The organism is Bradyrhizobium sp. UFLA03-84 (assembly GCF_002289535.1).
GTDB lineage: Bacteria > Pseudomonadota > Alphaproteobacteria > Rhizobiales > Xanthobacteraceae > Bradyrhizobium > Bradyrhizobium viridifuturi.
In genome coordinates this window covers 1-18,883 of record NZ_NSJY01000011.1, presented here as the reverse complement: position 1 = coordinate 18,883, position 18,883 = coordinate 1, and the positions used below count along the sequence as shown (strand labels likewise).

General features: G+C 58.8%; 7 protein-coding genes and 1 pseudogene. 6 read left to right on the top strand and 2 right to left on the bottom strand.

Annotation, left to right across the window (positions count from 1 at the left end; translation table 11 throughout):
- Positions 1-45: 45 nt before the first annotated feature.
- Positions 46-1,470: a hypothetical protein gene (locus CK489_RS12460; protein WP_245350341.1), complete on the bottom strand. Its 1,425-nt coding sequence runs from the start codon at positions 1,468-1,470 to the stop codon at positions 46-48.
- Between the two features lie 56 nt (positions 1,471-1,526).
- On the bottom strand, positions 1,527-4,727 hold the full coding sequence (locus CK489_RS12455) for a hypothetical protein (RefSeq protein WP_095732533.1): 3,201 nt from the start codon (positions 4,725-4,727) through the stop codon (positions 1,527-1,529).
- Positions 4,728-6,018: 1,291 nt separating this feature from the next.
- Between CK489_RS12455 and CK489_RS12450 the strand changes: the two genes are divergently transcribed.
- The 6 genes and pseudogenes from CK489_RS12450 to CK489_RS12425 all read left to right on the top strand — a co-directional run.
- Positions 6,019-7,326 (top strand): carbon-nitrogen hydrolase family protein, encoded by a 1,308-nt coding sequence (locus CK489_RS12450; protein ID WP_095732532.1) that lies wholly within the window; start codon positions 6,019-6,021, stop codon positions 7,324-7,326.
- A 69-nt stretch (positions 7,327-7,395) separates the two neighbouring features.
- Positions 7,396-9,078 carry a hypothetical protein gene (locus CK489_RS12445; protein WP_095732531.1) on the top strand — a complete coding sequence of 561 codons (1,683 nt, stop codon included), beginning with the start codon at positions 7,396-7,398 and terminating at the stop codon, positions 9,076-9,078.
- A 702-nt stretch (positions 9,079-9,780) separates the two neighbouring features.
- A complete protein-coding gene (locus tag CK489_RS12440; protein WP_245350340.1) occupies positions 9,781-11,610 on the top strand; it encodes an AAA family ATPase in 1,830 nt (609 codons plus the stop codon).
- Positions 11,607-12,260: a 4Fe-4S cluster-binding domain-containing protein gene (locus tag CK489_RS12435; RefSeq protein WP_095732530.1), complete on the top strand. Its 654-nt coding sequence runs from the start codon at positions 11,607-11,609 to the stop codon at positions 12,258-12,260. Before CK489_RS12440 ends, CK489_RS12435 begins: the two co-directional genes overlap by 4 nt.
- Before the next feature lie 6 nt (positions 12,261-12,266).
- Complete coding sequence (locus CK489_RS12430) at positions 12,267-18,536, top strand: AAA domain-containing protein (protein ID WP_095732529.1); 6,270 nt, start codon at positions 12,267-12,269, stop codon at positions 18,534-18,536.
- Positions 18,533-18,883 (top strand): annotated as a pseudogene (locus CK489_RS12425) (hypothetical protein); the annotation flags it as partial. The gene CK489_RS12430 and the pseudogene CK489_RS12425, both read left to right, overlap by 4 nt.

Genomic DNA, 18,883 nt, shown 5'->3' with positions numbered 1-18,883 from the left:
TAGCGCACGTCGCCGCACGAGCGAGCCGGGCGACGATGGCGCTCCTTACTGGTTCAGCAATTGGCTATTGATGAAGGAGACGACGTCGGCAGTCTCGGCTGCTGCGCGTCGGGTGATGGTCGCGGCCGCAGGACCACCATGCAAGAACGAGGGAAACCAACCAAAATTACGAACATTCCAGTCTTCTTTCGGGAGAACCGCTCGGTTTACACCGGGCACCGTGAAGCCTTGCACTTTCCTTTTGAGCGGCTGCGCCGTCTCGGTGTGACAGCTCACGCAATCCGTATTGAAGAAATGGCTCTTCTTCGTATCCGCAACGATGTTGACGATCTCGAGCACGCGGCTATTGGGAACGTTGCCATCGATGAAATCGGCCGTGGAGACTCCCTTACGGTTCGAGATCGGCAAGGGAGGATTCTGCAGCGCCGCGTGGCGGCAGGTCACAGGATTTTGGTTATTCGTGACCGGCCGCGGGACCACATGCGTGTCGCCGACGATGCTGAACATCTGCGCGGCATGGAGGCCATCGAGGGTCGGGCCCGGCACTGGTATCAGCCCGGCTTGCGGCACCCTTAGCATCGAAACGAACACCCACGGTTCGGGCGGTGAAATGCCCATGACAGCCATGGTGTTGAGGCGCTGCGGCGAGAGATGCTTCTCCAGCATGGCTTTCACCGCATCACGAAACGGCTTGGCGGATGAACCGACCAGCCCGGGGTGCACGTTCATGTCGCCTGCAGTCGAGATCTTGACATTGCCGAACTTTCCCGCCGCAAGTTGATCGCGCAGAGCCGCAATGTCGCGAATGATCGCCTTGAAAGTTGCGTCGTCAGGCTTGAAGCGCGGGAATGGCGCGCACCCTTCGAGCGGCGGATCGGGGTCGAGGTTGAAGCTGAAGATCAGGTGGCCGGCAGTGTCATGGACCTTGAACCCGTCCGGGCCATTGGTCACGGGTTGAATGATCAGCCGGATTTGCGGCTGCCGTCCAAACTGGGCGATGACGTCAGGAGATAGGCCTGGCGCTCCCGGATCGATCCGGATGCCCGCAACAAACCAGGCATCGATCTTTTTGACGGCGTCCGGCAGATGGATGTGGCGCGCGCCGGAGTCCGGCACGCCTTCGCGCTCGGGATTCTCGGCGTTTGCGACAAAGCGCGCGAAATCATCATCTGACAACAGCCGGTGGGCGTCCCCAAAGGGTCCGGCAAGATCGGAAACCGCAATCAAATTGACGAGGTCTGCAGGCGCCTTGGGGGGAGGAAACAGGATGGACACGTCGTTGGCCGAAAGCGGCTTCGATGACGTCTGGGCCTCTGCTGTTGCTGGTCCCAAAGCACCGGCGAAGATCAGTCCCGCTGCAAGCAGATTTGTAAGGCCCCACCCAAGCATCGAGCGGCGGATTTCACCTTTCGCCATCGTCGGCAATTCCTCATGTAAGATTGAAAACTCGAACGCCTGATCGAGATACAACCGTCTTCAGCGATATATCCTGCATATTTCGGCACGCAGCCGCGGATAAAGGACGTTCACTCGCTACCGTAAAACTTGCTTTGCAGGGTCTTGAGTTGAGTGGGATGCAAAGCCTCATCTATGCAGTTGAAAAACATCTCACTTCTTGCATTGACACGCTCTCGATCAAGGCGGCCATGGTCCATGTCTGTTTGCAGGGCGCGCACGGCGATCCAGTCCTTCGATGGATCCTTGAGCAGCTCAAACAATGTTCCATTCTGATAGGGATGAAGCCGAAAATGGGCAAAAGCCACCTTGGCTGAGATCTTGGCATCACGCAGTGCATCGGGGAGCGCGAGGAGATCAAGCCCTTCCAGATCGCCGATATCTTGTATCTGGCTCTGTGCTTCCTGATATTGCTCCCGCCCCACCAGTTGATACATGCCTCGTGGGCGAAACAGCCAACCATCGTCCGTCCCCGCCTGGTTTCCGAACGGGTTGCCCTCGTAACCAAGAGCGAAATTGGCCAGTTCCTTGGGGTGATTGAGCAATGTCTCGATCGCGATCGGCGGTTTGTTCGCCGCCACCAGATCAGCGTTGTTTTTGGCGATCCGGTCGCGCCATTTGCGCGGCAATTGCGAGACCGCGCTGTAAGAGAAATTCTCACTGCTGCGGGTAAAATCAGCGCTGTCGTAGGAGATTGCTCCTAGTATATAGGCAAGGATCCGTGGATCGGTTTCTGCGACGCGATCCCATTCCTGCAACAACGCCTTGACCTGCTCGGCCTGAAAATACGCCATATAACTCTTCCGATATGGTGGCAGGGGCGCCGGAGCCGGCGAATGGTCTTTGATCGATACCGCGAGCTGGTGCTCGTAGGCGACAACTTGGTCGCGGTACTTCTGATAGCCGCGCTCCTGCAACCACTTCCTCTCGTAACAGGCGAGTAGCGGCTGCGGCTTGATCTTTGGAGCGGGCCGGTACTCTTTGCTCAATTCATCGGCGTAAGCCGCTTGGGCGAGCTTCGCATCTCGGAGCGTTTCAAAGGCGGATGCGACAGATCCGTTCAAGAGATGAAACAATTTTACCTGCAGGCAATCAGCGTTGCTCTGCTTGGTCCGGGATTGATCGAAATCATCCTTTGGCACGCAATCCCAAAAACGACCGCTGCTCAGCGAGATGATATCGTCGGTTTGCTGAGATAGGGTCCAACCAAGCGGCAGGCTGTAAAACAAGCCGGTTATTTCGGTGCGGCCGAATGTCGGAAAGCGCTGTACACTGGCAGCTAGGTCATTTTCCGGCGCGCGATCGATCGTGGTTGCGTGATTGAGTGCGACATAGGTCCGCGAGGTACGCGTGCTCAGAAGCGCGCGTACCGGCTCCATGAGCTCACCGAACATGAAGGATCCATGATCTTCGAACTGGCCGCTCACCAGCGACAAAAGATAGATTCGGAACTTTGGCGCATCAGAGGTGCCCTTGATGTTGTTGAGCCGCTCGATCAGATCGAGAGCAGTCTCTATGCCGGAGTTCTCGACATATCCGCCGTCTACCAGGCGCGCCTGTCGATTGGCGGTCATGCAGTCGTTCTTTATAGGAACCGTCGCCGCCGGCGTCACCCATGGAAAGCGCGCGCTGGTAAACGCCGCCGCGCTGAGCGGAATATGGAGGGAATGGCTTGTGACGGTTTGATCGGGTCCAATGCCGGTGCGATCAAGCGTTGCGAGAACGCACAGGTCTTTGTCTTTCGTGTGCAGCGGATCGATATCGAAGGGAGAGATCACAACCCGTTTGCCGCTCCCGGCGTCTGTCGTATTCAACAGCAGCGCGGGCATATTGTTGTCAGGCGCCCAATGTGACTGAAAATCGGCTTTCAGCAGGTTGGACTGTGCGCCGGCCCCCTTCTGGTTCCTGAGCATTCGGTCTGTCGCATTTTCCAGCGTGTATTCCAGAAAGCGCGCGCGGTCGAAACTTGGAACCGCGAACGGAGAGAACAGCTGGGTGAAGTCGGTAAAAAGAAAGCCGGCAACCAACGGCGAGAGAAAATCCGTTTCCAACACGCTTGCGACGCGCTGTTCTACCGGCCCGGAAGCATCGATGTCCTCGGCTCGACCGACGCCGGCGAGAAAGTCTGCGATCTTTGGGCATGTCTTGGCGTCGGGAGCAATCGCATCAAGTGGCGCATTATCGGCATGAAGCGCAGCCGCGAAAATTGCCGAGCCGACGCTTCCGCCGGAGACACCGCTTATCGCAAACAGATGCTGCCGAAACGCCGGACAGAGATCCTGCATTCTGGCAAGAAAGCGGGCCGCGTTGTTGGCCGCATAGATGCCACCGCCCTGGGCCGCCACAATGAACACGGGATATTCGCCAAGTCTCTTGGCCTCGGCGACCCGCGGTTTTTGCACAATCCACTCGCGAAATGCCTCGACGGCAGAGATGCGGGGTTTGTCTTCCGGCTGGCCGGCTGCAATATCGACTGTGCGCAGGCCGTGATCGTCACTTCCAAATAAGGACGCAACCAGGAACAGGCCACCGAACACAACCGGTATAAACGGGAAATTGAGCCTGATTGTCAGCAGCGCAAAGTGGGTCGAAAGAGCGACCACGCACATCGTAAAAAGAGCGATCACGCCAAACGAGCCAACGAATTGCGCAAGCCTATCGGGAAGCAGAAGGAAGCCAGCCGTCAATAGCGCGATGCCGGCGATCGTGAGCGCAAGAAATCTATAGCGGATGAAATAGGCATTGTTCGCCGTGCTTGCGAGCTCGGTGGCGCGATCTCTTGCTCCCATTCGCCAGGCAAATACGACAAATGCGGCGAGCAGAATTAACATGGCGAAGGCCAGGATGAGTAGCATGTTGCGCTCGAAGGCAAGCGCCTGAGCCTGGATGCGGAAGATGCTTCCGACTTCCTCGACCTCACCGATCTTTTGAGCGGGCCGCGAGCCGAGTTGACCTGCGGTTGCAGCGAGTATGGGCAATGCGCCGAGGATAACGGGCGCAAGTCTTATATACAGGGCCAACCGGCCTGTCGCGCGCGGCATGCGAGCTATCGTTGCAGCGGTGAGCTGAAACGCAGCCGCCCAAATCGTTATCGCGATCACGCCAATGGCGATGAACTCTTTGACAGTTGTCCAGCCAATGTCGTCGGCGCCTATTCGGTAGAGCTCCTGAATTTGATCCGGCAGGTAGAGTAGAACGGAAATGGCGACCGAGAGAATGATGATCCATCGCAGGTTGCGCAATAATGTGAACAATTGCTCGCGCACAGTCATCGCTCGTTCCCTAATACTGTCTACAGAAGATAGTCCTGAGCAAATATTGGCTTTAATCCCAAACACACGGCCGAACTCTCACCGAACGCGAACGCTTAAAGAGAGCTCGCCGCGCGCAATGCAAACATAGATCCGCTATCGGACAGCGGGTTTAAAGCAATAAACTTAACCTGCAGTAGTGGAGCGATTTATCGAATATTCCGCTAGACGGTCAAGAGATTTTCGAGCGGATGAGGCGAAATGGATCGCTCGATGTTTTTCATCTCGCTCCAGCCCACTTGCGCACTTTTTCCCCACTCATTCGACTGAGACGCAAAGAAGGCGCACGGCGCCGCCGCACTTCTTCCTGCTATCGCCGGTCGCATTCATCGATCGGTTCATTGATCGATGCGGCTTGACGTTGACGAGGGCTCGGACGCTTTAAGACCTAGCCTTTTGAAGCCGACTTTGAGCAGGAGGAGAAGAGCTTGCCCGCGGCGAGACCGCAGACGCGCTCAAACCGGTCCTAGCATGAATGATCGTGCGCTGACGCCAGGCGTTCGCGCGGATATAGGCCGATCAGTTCGCCATACCCAGCGATTGAGCCCACTCCATGGATGCACACGTGATGGCCTCGCCCTGGTCCACACCACCTCGCTCTTGAACAGAAAGGTGACCCGTCAGCACCGGCGTGCTTGATCGGTACAAGTCGAGGATTCCGCGAACCGACAACGCAAGCCCCGCCCCGGCAACTGTCATTTGCCACCAGAAACAGCCGGACGTTAACAAAGCAGCAGCGCTTCAAATCGCCCTTTTGTAGGGCACGGTCGCGCAAAGAGCCGCGCCAGCTAGATGCCTCGTCCAGGATAAGTTCGGTTTGGTGTGATCAGACATGCCCCCTTCATTCCGGTGGGAACCATGGACCTAGGTGCCCGGCCGTAGCTGCATAAGCACGCGGGCAATTGACCAGCGAGACAACGATCAAGGCTTTTCGTTTTCGCGCACAAAGATCCCGCACTTCATACCCTCGCTGGTTGGACCTCTCTGTGCGTGCCCCGCGTATCGCCGCACGCTAACATCGCTGACGATCGGCGGCAGCATTGTTCTGTCCGATTCGGACAATCATCTGGACATCAGACCAACGATCAATAAGTAAGAGTCGCATCAGTCACTTGCGTCTTTGAACAAACCTTGCATCGATCATCATCGATGCCTTGTGAGAGTATACTCAAAAGTCTAGCGAGACGCTTGCGCGTCGGCTATCAACCCGGCGAATTTCAGAACGCGGAATCATATTCGGGCAGTCACGGCTTTGGACATCACCGACGAGCAGTGGCGGGAGAACGCTTTCAGCATTCCCGCCAATCTGAGAGCAGTGCCTCGCAGCGAGGACGACGATGGTTTGCGACACGCCATGCTCATCGTCTGGGCCGCGCTCGCCAAGGCGTCGGCCACGATCAAACATTTATACTCGCTTGTCCCGGAATCGATGATCCTCGAGTTCGCTGCGACGCTCGACATGCAAGCGCCGGACTATGGTCTCTCATTCGACGGCACGGAGACCTACGAGGAAATCGTGATGCGGCTCGGCGGTTGTCTTCGCGCCATGGAGCGTGAATACACCGAACAGGATCTGGGCTCGAGGCCGACTGATCCAGCCGGGTGGCTTGTCGAACAGGCCGGACATTGCGCCTATCTCATCCCCATGGGGCGCTTAGCGTGGAAGGACACAAAGAACCCTGCCCAGGATATGCGCAACTTCGACCAACGCGGGCTCCTGCGTCTCCGGTTCGTCCCAGCTGTCGTCGACGGCGCGACGGTTCAGATCGTGAAAGTCGACCGGATGGCCAGGAAGTCGTCGACATTCGGCGCCGTATTGTTTCCTGATCCCACCTTCGACTGCGATGAAACATCGACGAGGTTCTTCGTCAGAGCGGTCAACATCCCTCATGGCGAAACCATTATTTCCCATGCGTGCAAGGCGGCTCACACCGAACGCTGCCTGACCACCGTGTTTCCGGAACTCATGATTGACCCGCAATCGCGTTCTCTCATCAAAGCTCAACTTGTGGAGAAGCCTTGGCTTGCAGAGGGTGAAATGCCGGACGCACCTGGCATCGTGGTCGCAGGCTCCTGGCATGAAGTGGAGGACGGCCAGCGATACAACATCGCTACGATCTACGATGGTCACGGCGTGCAAATTGCTCGGCACAAGAAGCGCATGGCCTACAAGGACGCTGAAGGCCGCGTGGAAGACATTCGGCACGGGACCGAGCTTGTGGTCGTGGTGCTGGAGGAAGCCCTTTTCGGCTTCGGCATCTGTCTCGATTTCTGTAATAGGTGCTATCATACCCCTTATGGTTGGCTCGATGTTGACTTCGCAATCGTCCCGTCATGCGGCAACGAGGTCACCATGGATGGGCACATCCGGACCGCAAAGGATTTGGACAATGAGCGAAAAACCCGCAGTTTTGTGGTCCAACAGGCCTATCCGCCACTGGGTCAGGCTGCCGGGTTTGTCCTGAACCCGGACGGGAACTCATCGCGCTGGGCGGCAAAAGAGCTTCTGACAGATGCTCCCTGGAGCGTTTTCCGCGGCAAAACGTTACATGACCGTTGACTTGGTGTTAAAGCAGGCCGATGTAAAGCATAGTAAAACGAGTTCCGTAGTCCCACAGCAGCGGGTCCAATGTCCGCCACCGACCGCAAGGCCTTCGAAATATCGCTTGATCGGATCGGGCGCGGCGATGCGACGCCTGCCGAAGCGGCCGCCGCGATCCGAAAAGCGCTGACCAGCGAACCGTCTCTGACAGAGCGGGTCTATGATGTGCTCCGCGACGTTACGTGGCGCACGCTGACGTCGCGCTCCTTCGGCGGCGAGCTTTCGCAATGGTTTGAGGTGGTGCGACACGCGTCGGCACTTACCGCCAGCAGAAATGCCGGCGGAATGTCGGAGAGAATGCGCGCCTTTGCGGACCTGATCTCGCAGTCAGCCAGGTTTGCTGAGCTCCAACCATTGGAAGAGGTCCTCAGTCGAAAGCACACCAAGTCGCTTCTGAGCGCAATCGCAGGCGCCGGCAAGGCCGTCAGCAATATTGCACTGATGAGCATTCTCGGCCTTCGAGAGTCCAACCTTTCGAGGGTGACCGGTGCCCTGCAGGGAACAGGGCTGATTGAGCGATCCTCGTCGGGAAAGGAAGCAAGCTTCGCGCTGACTGACCTCGGTCGCCGCGTGGCGCAGAAACTCGACATCGCCGTTAATGATCCAGCGACAGATCACGAATGGTGGCATCAAGCGCCCTATCCGTTGGCGATCTGGACGGCAAGCGGCGTGCCTGTCGGTGCGAATGCCGCGTTCTATCGGCTGACCCGTTCAAAGGAGCCTCATGTCCTTCCATCGCTTGCTGACTGGAAAATGACAATCGCGAAGATGTCGCGCGATGAGCTAATGACATCCAACGATACTTGGCGGCTTCAAATCGACGACACGACGTGGATCCAATTCACCGAAGCGGTTATGCCGGATGGCGGCCTGTGCCTCCTTGGATCAGACGTGTCTATGGCGATGAAAGCGCGGAGCGAAGCCGAACTCGCGCTCAAGATCGCGAAGGAAGCGGAGGCGCGGGCTCGACGGGAGCTCGCAGATGCGCAAGACCGCCTGGTCGCCTACCAGTCCGCAAACTCGCATGTCAGAGAGGAGATCATGAGCGTTGCCGCGCGATCGAACCGACGCGTGCGCGACACGATAGACGTTTGGGCGCACACCGCGGAGAATCAAATCGTGCCACGCGAACTGCAGGCGGTGGAGAAGGATCTCGGTGCAATGCAGGTCGCAGTGCGCAACCTCATGGGGCCCATTGATGTCGTCGCAGCAGGAAGGTCCGCTTCCGGCTGGATCGATCCAAACAGGGTCGTGATGGAAGCTATGAACACGGCAAGACACCTCGACCCGAGTATCCATGCGACCGCATCGTTCGGCAGAGTTCCAAAAATTCGTGTTGCGGAGTCCTTGCGCATGGTCCTCAGTCACATGGTCATCATAGGCACTCGTCATGGCGCATACGATTTTCATGGCGCGTTGAAAGGATCCAACCTGGTTACAACGGTGCGCGTCAAAAGCCCGGAGGAGCACGCGCAGCTCACGCCGTTCGAGGCGGTGTCGAGTTCCGGTCTTGGCTATTGTCGTTCAATTGTAGAAACCAACGGCGGAGCTTTCGAAGTACGGGAGACCGGTTCGGGATCTGACACTATGATCGTCTTTTCTTGGCCGGTAGAGGGGACGATGACTCATCACGGAGGCAAGATAAAGTTCGGAGCAACGGCCAAGACGATTAAATTGCGCAAGCGCTCTGTTCGCGGAGTCATCGATTAGCCGCTGAGGCTGCGGCTCGATGATTGGCTTGAGCCTGCAATTTACCGGACCACGCCTACAATCGTGTTGTTGGCGGAGAACCACGGTGGTCTACGATAGTCGCTGCATGTTGTAGATGCGCTCGCCGCACGCATGCTAGGCCAATGTCTTGGTTCTCCGCGCACCAGGAGCAGTCGTGCCGAACCGGCTGCTGAGGCGGACTTGGTGGCATCGGTCCCCTCTTCCGCGCATCATTGATGGCCGCTGCGCGCTCGTCATCCACGCTTAAACTGCCGAAGCCGCGCTGGCTCCACGAGGTCGACTTCCAGATCTGCTCGTTCCGAGCAGCCTCATCGCTATGAGACCAGCACGGCCAACTTGAATTAATTCCATCAGCCTGCGTTACTGGTCCGGCTGACGCTGGTATCCATCGCTTAGCCATGCTCTTGCATCCTCATATCATTCGGTCCGCAGCATTGCTGCCGCTCTGCTGGCTACGTCTTTAACGATAGAGGCGAGGCGCTTGGATCACCCGGCGAGATCGCCGACGTCTGAGAATGCAGCGCTTCAATGCTCCCCAAACGAGCCCGGTATCTGGTCTGCTCCGCCCATCTCCTCTTACCGGCTTATCCCAATTCCCTATGGACTTCTGGGAATTACTGTCGAAATCGGCGAGTGAGATGCCGTATAGTCGCGCGGTACGCGTAAAACGGGGCTTTTTCGGTGCACGACAATTCGGTGGAAAGAGCCAGATGGCTGCGCGATTTGCTGCGCTTTCTGCCGCTGCGCAGCCAATTCGTGCTCTCGGGCAATACCCGCGACCTTCAGATGCACGAGATCGCTCCGGGCGAGGTAACCGCAGCGCCCTTGTCCAGAGTTCTGCCGGACGTCTTGAAAGCAGCTGGTTATGCGCAGATCGCCTGGTTTGATCTTCTGAATGGCTTCCGGGATGTCGAGCCGGCGGATGGAAGCTACCTCTCTCAGTTGGGTCTGATGCCGACAAACGGCGCTGCGGCAGGCGGTATCGATCTTCTGTCGACGACGCTTGAGCGCCACGTCACAGCTGACGGACAACCCTCCGCCCTGGTTGTCGACTTTGCCTCCAGGCTCGTTGCGCGAAACGACGCGTTGTCACCTGCCGAGCACCAGCTTTTCTCCCGCGCGCTGATCCTCTCCCATGCGGCGCGTGCCCGTCCGGCGGGCGAGAAAAGGCTGCCTTTCTTCAATACAATTGTCTGGATCGTCGACAAGGAGGGGGATCTGCCGGACTGGTTCCTGATTGGAAACCCAAAGGTCAGGCACATCCCGATCGGACGACCGGATCATCCTGCCCGAAGGAGCATGATCCGCTCTCTGGTCCGGGGTCTGCCGGGCGCGCAGAACGCACAAGAGCCGGCATTGGAGAAGTGTGCGCAAGAGTTCGTGGACGAGACCGAAGGCCTTTTGCTGCTGGACGTGAGCGCGGTCGCGCAGCTCGCCCGCAGCGAGGCCGTCCCATTCGATCGCATCGCCGATGCGGTCCGACGCTTCAAAGTGGGCGTGACTGAGGATCCCTGGCGCAAAATCGGCCGCGAGAAGATCACTTCGGGTGAAGAGTTCGTCAGACGCCGCGTCAAGGGACAGTCTCACGCGGTCACGCATATGCTCGATATCGTCAAGCGCGCGATGACGGGGATCGGACAATCGCCACGGGGTGGCCGGCCAAGAGGTGTCGTCTTTCTTGCCGGGCCGACCGGCGTCGGCAAGACGGAGCTTGCCAAAACCATCACCAGCCTGCTGTTCGGCGATGAATCTGCCTATATCCGCTTCGACATGTCCGAGTTCAGTGCCGAGCATTCCGACCAACGGCTGATCGGGGCGCCGCCTGGCTATATCGGATATGACGTCGGCGGCGAGCTCACCAACGCCATCCGTGAAAAACCCTTTAGCGTTGTCTTGTTCGACGAGATCGAAAAGGCTCATCCCAGAATTCTCGATAAATTTTTGCAGGTTCTCGACGACGGCGTCCTCACCTCCGGCCGGGGCGATCGGGTCTATTTCTCGGAAGCCTTCATTGTCTTCACCTCGAATTTAGGCATCTACATACCGGGGCCGTCCGGCGAGAGAATTGCCAATGTCACGCCCGAGGAGAACTTCGAGGCGGTACGCAGCAAGGTGCGCGGCGAGATCGAAAGGCACTTCAAGCAGGTCCTCAATCGGCCCGAAATATTGAACCGGATCGGAGAGAACGTCATCGTTTTCGACTTTATCCGCCCCGAGGTCGCAAACGAGATATTCGATTCAATGGTCGACAACCTGCTCAAGGACGTCAGCTCGCTGGGCCATGACGTAACCATGAGCGGAAGTGCCCGCGAGGCGCTTCGCGGCCTGTGCCTTTCTGAACTTTCCAATGGCGGCCGAGGCATCCGCAACCAGGTCGAAGCTCACCTCATCAACCCGCTATCGCGGGCTCTGTTTGATCGTGGAGTGGAAACGGGCCGCAGATACAGGATCGAAGCGGTCCGTCCGGGGCCATCGACCTCGATTGATCTCGTGAGCGAGCAGTCCTCATGAGTGGGACGATCAACATTTCCCGCATTCATTTCCCGATCACGACGCTGGGGCCCGGCCGCAGGATCGGGATCTGGTTCCAAGGCTGCTCGATCCGTTGCCCAGGATGCATCTCCATGGACACATGGGCTCAGGGACGGGGAACCACCACCATAGGAGACGTTGTCGAGGCTGTTTCACCATGGCTGTCGGGGGCCGACGGGATCACGATTTCGGGTGGCGAGCCTTTTGACCAAGGTGAGGCGTTGTTCGATCTTCTGGTCCAGCTTCGCGCGCGAACGAATGCGGACATCCTCGTGTTTTCCGGCTACCCGTGGACCGCGATCTGCGGTGCGCTCGCGGCATCGCCATCTCTCATCGACGCGATCGTGTCCGGGCCATTCAAAGTCAATGAGGCGCAAACTCTCGCGCTTCGTGGCAGCGACAATCAGGAACTGCACCTGCTGACGCCTTTGGGCCGCGCTCGATTCGCAAGCTTCGAGCGCCGCATCGACGAAACAGACCGCGCCTTCGATATCATGTTCGACGAGGATGGCGACCTCTGGCTTGCCGGCATTCCTGCGCGCGGCGACTTCCGGCGGCTACGACATATTCTCGAAGATGGCGGATCAACGCTTGGAACTTCGGAAGATCCCCGTTTCCTTTCTGTTTAGAATTTCATGATGATCAGACTTTGCCCGAACTGCACGACCGAACGACCTGTCACCGAAATCTTCTGTGAAGGCGTGGTGAATGGACAAACCTGCGGCTGGGACCTGTCGGCGGTCGATATAACGGCTCCCGGCACAACAAAACTAAAGCCTAGTCCGCCGCTGACATCGCAGTCGAAAGACCCGACCTGCCGAAATGGTCATCAGGGCTCTCCCGGCGACCTGGTTTGCGGCGTCTGCGGCGAGCCGATCGTCGAAAGTGCTGAGCAGCCCTCACCAGCCGAACCTCCTCCCACGCCGGAGCTTCCACCAGAGACCGAGACGGTCGTCGACGGTTGGCGTCTGCAGGATCGGATCGCCTCGTCCAGCGCGGTTCGCGAGCGATTCGTCGCAACCCGCGCCTCAGATGGACAACGTGGAATACTCACACTTTACGCTGTAGGTTCGGAGCCGGATCAAGCGATTTACGATCTGCTCGTAAAGCTTCCTCGAGATCATGTCCCCGAATTCTTCGCGACCGGCCGTTGGCAGGAGCGCGCCTACGAGGTCGCGGAGGAATTCAAGGGCGGCACTCTGGCGGATTTTGCCGTCGATCCTGCCGATCCGGCGACCATTGCGACGTTGGTTGGCGAGCTCGGCAAGGCAGTTCATGCGCTCACCGAAGCCGGATTGCGGCACAGGGATCTGCGCCCTTCCGTCGTCTTCGTGCGGTCAAAAGAGCCGCTTGACCTTGTCATCGGCGGCTTCGGATCGGCACGGCTGTCCGAATTCGATCTCGATATCGTGTCTCCGCTCGAAACCACCCGTTATATGGCGCCCGAGGCGATCGCCGGCGGCGTAGCCCCAGCTTCCGACTGGTGGAGCATGGGGATGATCTTGCTGGAGAAGATCACCCAAGGCGCCTGCTTCGAAGGCATCAATGAGCAGGCCTTTCTGATCCACGTTCTCACCAACGGCGTACAGCTGCCCGAAAACCTGGACGAGCGGATCAGCACCTTGCTGCGGGGCCTGCTGGCCCGTGACAGGCGCCAGCGCTGGCAGTGGAAGGAAGTTCAGGCATGGCCGCGCGGAGAGAACGTATCAGCACCGGCAGCTGAGGCAGCAGGCGAGAAGGAGGGGCAAAGCTCGATCTCTCTGGGTGGCAAGCAATATCGCTCCGCAAACATGTTCGCATTGGCGGCGGCGGAAGCTGGGAATTGGGACCAAGCCAAGGCCCTTGTCCTCAGAGGCGCTGTTGCAAGCTGGGCGTCCGAAGCCGGCTTCGAAGCGTCGGTTGCGGCAGGTCTTCGGCAAATCGTGCGGACCGAACATCTTCAGGAGGATTTGAAGCTCTCCATCTCTTTGAAGACGCTCAATCCTTCGATGCCGCTGATCGTCAGGGGCAACATCGTCACACCGGGTTGGCTCCTCGATCACCCGAGCGACGGTTACACTCTGATCACCGGGCCGGCCCCCGACCTGCTTCGAAAAATCGATGCGGACGATTGGCTTTGGCGCCTGAAGGTCCGCTCAGATGCGGTTCGAAAGCGACTAGCGCAACTGGAAATCGCGGTCGAGGAGGATGCTTTGCGCGTCCACCTGCTGTCGACCTCGATGGCCCGCTTGGCCGCTCTCTGGGAGGAACGGCGAAAGCTCTTGCCCGATAGCGACCATGCCGGCGTCGCCACCCTCACCGAGCGCCGCATCTCGGCGGAAGAAGACCTCATCATCCTGCTCAGCGCGACGTCGAACCAGTTCCGCTCCGCCTCCGAGGTCATCGAAGAAGCAGAAAAGGAAGCGTCCACAGCAGGGCTTGGCAACTTTTCGGCCGAGGAAGCGATGCAACTGCTTGGCCGACCGCGTCGCGAGATCTACCAGGCAATTGACGAGCGCATTCAGAACTTTGCCAGATGCGGCATCCAGCAGGTCGATGAATGGGCGGATCAGTTTCGTCTCGACAGACGCATGCCGCTTGGGCGCGCGCTCGCCCTTCTTTGTGTGGAACTGGGCGCCTGGAGACCGCTTCCAAAGCAAGGCTATGTGTCCACTATCCTCGACTTCTTTGCCAAGCGGATTTCGGGCGGGGTCTTGCGCGGGCCGCTGACGCGCATGCTGATCGGCAAGTCGACCAGGATCGACCTCACCGAGCTCGATACATCCAGAGTGCCGGCGGCTGAGATTCTCGATCAACTGATTGGTCGAACGAGCCGGACCGTGAACCTCGATCCGGCAGCTTTCGCCGATGATGATGGCCTTGAGCGAAGGTTGCGATCGCTGCATTCCCACGCGCTGCTCTACAAGCGTGACACCGGCATCGATGGCCTGTTCATGGGATTTCCGTTCCTGATCATGCGCGATCATCGGCCAAACGCCAGGCCTCGGATCGCCCCGGTCCTGCTATGGCCGATCCGCATCAATCCCGAGGTCGGAAACCGCGGTCATGTCACCTTAAGCTACGGACGCGAGAAAAACCCGGACACAGAGATCGAGCACGTTCTCGTCAACCCGGCGCTCGAAGCCATGCTCGGCATTCCAGAGGCGAGGCGTTGGCAAGAGGCTGCCAATGAGCTTCTGACCCATGCAAGCCTGTCGGTCCAGGCGGCAATGGACGCATTCAGCCGATTGGCCGAGCCGGCCGGCAACGAATTGACGGCCCTTCCCGGAAAAGACGTCCAGGTCGGCGCCCAAGAGCGTCAGCTGGTACCGGCAGCCGTGCTGTTCCACCTGGCCTTCATGGGCCAAGCGGTGATGAAGGATCTCGAGACCCTCCGCGGCTTGCCGCCGACGGCCACGGCACTCGAGGCCGCTCTGCGCTTGAATGAACAGCAGGCGGCATCTTCGGCATTCCCTCCAGTGAAAGAGGCCGACCGCTACTTTACTGCGGACAGCGATCCCTCACAGGAGGCGGCGGTGCTCGAAGCACGTCAGGCTCCCGGACTCGTGATCGAAGGTCCTCCCGGAACCGGCAAGAGCCAGACCATCGTCAACATGGTCGCGGACGCGATCGGCACCGGAAAGTCGCTTCTCGTGATCTGCCAGAAGCAAGCCGCCCTCGAAGTGGTCCGCAAGCGCTTGGAAAAGGAACGTCTGACGGACCGCTTCGTCATGATAACCGACGCCAACCGCGACCGCGAGCCGATCGTCGGCGCAATCCGTTCGCAGGTGGAGGCTTTGCACAACCGGTCTGCTGGCGGGTCTCCGGCCTGGAAGCGCGAGCGCGATCGCATAGCCGCGCGCATCGAGACCCTCGAGATGGAGCTCGACCGCCGTCAGATCGCGCTTCATTCCGTGGACGATCGGACCGGACTGTCCTATCGAGCACTGCTCGGCGAACTGCTCGAGATCGAAGAAGGCAGGACCAAGCCGATCGATGCCCCTGAACTCCGCTCTCTATTGGCTGATCTACACCCAGCGGACGTGGCGACGATCGAGGAAAATTGCGGGCCGCTCGCGAGATCCTGGCTGGCGTCAAAATTCGAAGACAATCCCTTATCCGCCCTCAAGCCATTCAGTGCCGACCGAGGAACCTCCACGGCCCTCGCCTCGCATCTGCAAGCCTTTTTGCAAGCCGACGCCCGGCGGGAGCAAACCGACGCTGAGACATCGAATTGCCTGAAAATATCGGATGCCGTGGAATTTCGTTCCTGGCTTGCCGAAGCGGATGAGCTCCGCTCGATCAGCGCTTCAGTCTGCGCAAATCTCGCTCGATTGCGGCCGCTGTTTCGGAGCGTCGAGGACGGGACATCGGAAGCTCGACGCATTCTCGAGGGCCTATCGGCGATCAAAGAAATCTTCTCATCGCTCGACGGTCCGTCCTACAAGCCGAATTTTTGCTCCAAACTCATCGCCTTCGATGAGGAAGAGCTCTGCTCCGCTGGAGAGCTGGCCGGCCAGGTCCGCTTGCCGGCAGGCGCCGTACAATGGATCAACCCGCTCCATTGGCTACGAACGCGCCGTGTACGTCAGCTCCTTGCCTCATTGCAGCTCCCGCAAGATAACGACGCCATCAGCTCGTTGTATTATGCGGTCGAGCTCGAATTGGCCATTCGCCAGCCACGGCGCGAACTCGAGCAATATTTCACGATCCTGTTCGGCCGCGCGCCTAATCTGGATCTGTCGCCGGGCAAGCTCGCCGACTTCGCCGAGCGCCTTGGCTCGTTCCTCAATGGTCTGGGCGGCCACAATTCGCTCATCGAGCGGTGCCCCAGCCGGCTTGAGCTCGATAGAGCGTTGTCCGCCGGCACCACCGAGGAGCTCGGCACGTTCTTTGAGCGGGCTGATCTTGCGCTCACAAGGCATGACACCCGAGAGGACAGCCGCGCCGCCTTGGAGCGGCTCAACACCTATTTTGACGAACTGTGGCTCGGATCGAGACGCTCAGCGATCGAGAATGGCCGCTCCAATGCGAGCGCCATTGACCAGATCGTGCAGGCGCTGCCGATGCTCAATAACTACCAGGAATATCGCCTTCGATCTTCTCGACTGGATGCCAAAGAGCGCGCCATCTTCGCAACGCTCAGGTCCAGAGAGAGCGAACTTGCGGAAGTGGCTTCCGAGGACCTCGACGCCTGCATTCGCGCCACCATAGGGCGCGAGGCCCGTTTGGCATGGAAGGCAGACATGGAGGGTGCAAATCCCGACGTCTTGTTCGACGCCGACGAGCTAGATGCGAAGGTGAAATCGCTGGCGGAAGCTGACGCGCAGATCAGGCAATACAACCGGGATCTTCTCGTCCAAGGGATCGATGCAGCAAAAGTGCGTCCGACCGGCGAGTGGGACGCGATCACAAGGCTGCGTGGCCCAAGAGCGCTAAGATTGCGCGAATTCATCGATCGCGCCGCTCCGCTTGGTCTGTTTGCGCTCCGACCGGTCTGGCTCATGACACCAGATGTCGCAAGCCGGGTCCTGCAACCGCGCGCCGGACTATTTGATACCGTCATCTTTGATGAGGCTTCGCAGATGCCCGTTGAATATGCCCTGCCCTCCTTATTCCGAAGCAGGCTCGTTGTCGTCAGCGGCGACGAAAAGCAGATGCCGCCGACCTCCTTCTTCGCAAGCAGGGTCGAGAACGACGAAGCGGCGATATTCGATGGTGAAGAACCAGAAGAGGGAGCCAGCGAGGAGGAGCGCGAGGCCTTCGCGGAGACGTGGAATCGCAGAGAGATCAAGGATTGTCCCGACCTGCTCCAACTCGCCCGCTCCGTCCTAAGGACCCGTACGCTGCAGGTGCACTATCGCTCAAAGTATCGAGAGCTGATTTCATTCTCGAACGCATCGTTCTACGGCAACACGCTCAGCGTCCCCGTTCGCCATCCTCAAGAAATAATCCGCAGGCTGAAGCCGATCGAAGTGGTGCGCACCGACGGCACTTACAAGGCCCAGACGAATCAAAAAGAAGCAAGCGATGTCGTGCAATATCTAGCCAAGCTTTGGGAGGATTCATCGCCGCCGTCCGTCGGTGTCGTCACGTTCAATCGCAAACAGGCCGACGCCATAGAAGATGCTTTGGAAGAGCGGGCCGAAGACGATGCAGCGTTCCGAGAAGCATTGATGCGCGAGCGCGAACGTGTCGAGCATGGCGAGGACATGGGCTTTTTCGTCAAGAATGTGGAGAATGTGCAAGGCGATGAACGTGACATCATCGTTTTCTCCACGACCTTTGGTCGCAACGAGCACGGCGTCTTCCGTAAGACTTTCGGCGCGCTGGGGCACGCTGGCGGCGAGCGCCGCCTGAACGTCGCCGTGACGCGCGCAAGGGAGAAGGTGGTCATAGCCACATCCATGCCGATATCGGAGATATCGGATCTATTGACCAGGCGGAGCGGACCCAGGGTCCCGCGCGACTATCTGCAAGGCTATCTCGAATATGCCAGGACTATCTCCGACGGTCTTACAGATTCCGGAAAGACGCTTCTGGACCGCATGGTCAGCGAACAGCGCCCTCACAACGATTCTGGAAGTTATGAGGACGACGGCTTCACAAGATCGGTTGAAGCCTTCCTGGAGGCCAACGGCTACAAGCCCAGTCGAGCCCGCGATGGCGGCGCATTCAGCCTTGATTTTGCCGTAACCGATCCCCGGACCGGCCTTTACGCGATCGGCGTGGAATGCGACGCGCCACGACATCGGTTGCTGGAAAAAGCGCGTGCCCGCGAAATCTGGCGTCCCAACGTGTTGGGAAGAGCTGTCCCTTATGTCCACAGGGTTTCGTCGTATGCTTGGGCTCATGCTCCAGACGCCGAACGCCTTCGACTCAAGAAAGCTGTCGAACACGCACTCGGTGGAGGAGCATTGCAATGAGTGGACCCAAGGCATTCAGGATCGTTACCCGAGCCGAAATCCTCGCCATCTGTCGCCGCAATCTGGCGCGGCTTGACGCAGCGATCGAAAGCTGGACGTCCGCAGGGAGCCGCAACGGGACGATTGAGCAGAAGGATATCGACAAGGTAGTAGCCCGGAGAGACGAACTTCGTCGCCTGCTCGAGGCCGATCGTTTCATTGAACTTCAGAAGCAGGTTGCCGCCGAGATCGGCTTCCTTCAGGTAGACTCCGAGCGGCGGATCGAACGGGCTGCCGAAATGGCAACCCGTTCGAACCGTGATTTGAGGCGTTCCAAAGCCGCAGCCGAGGCGCTGCTACAGACGCTG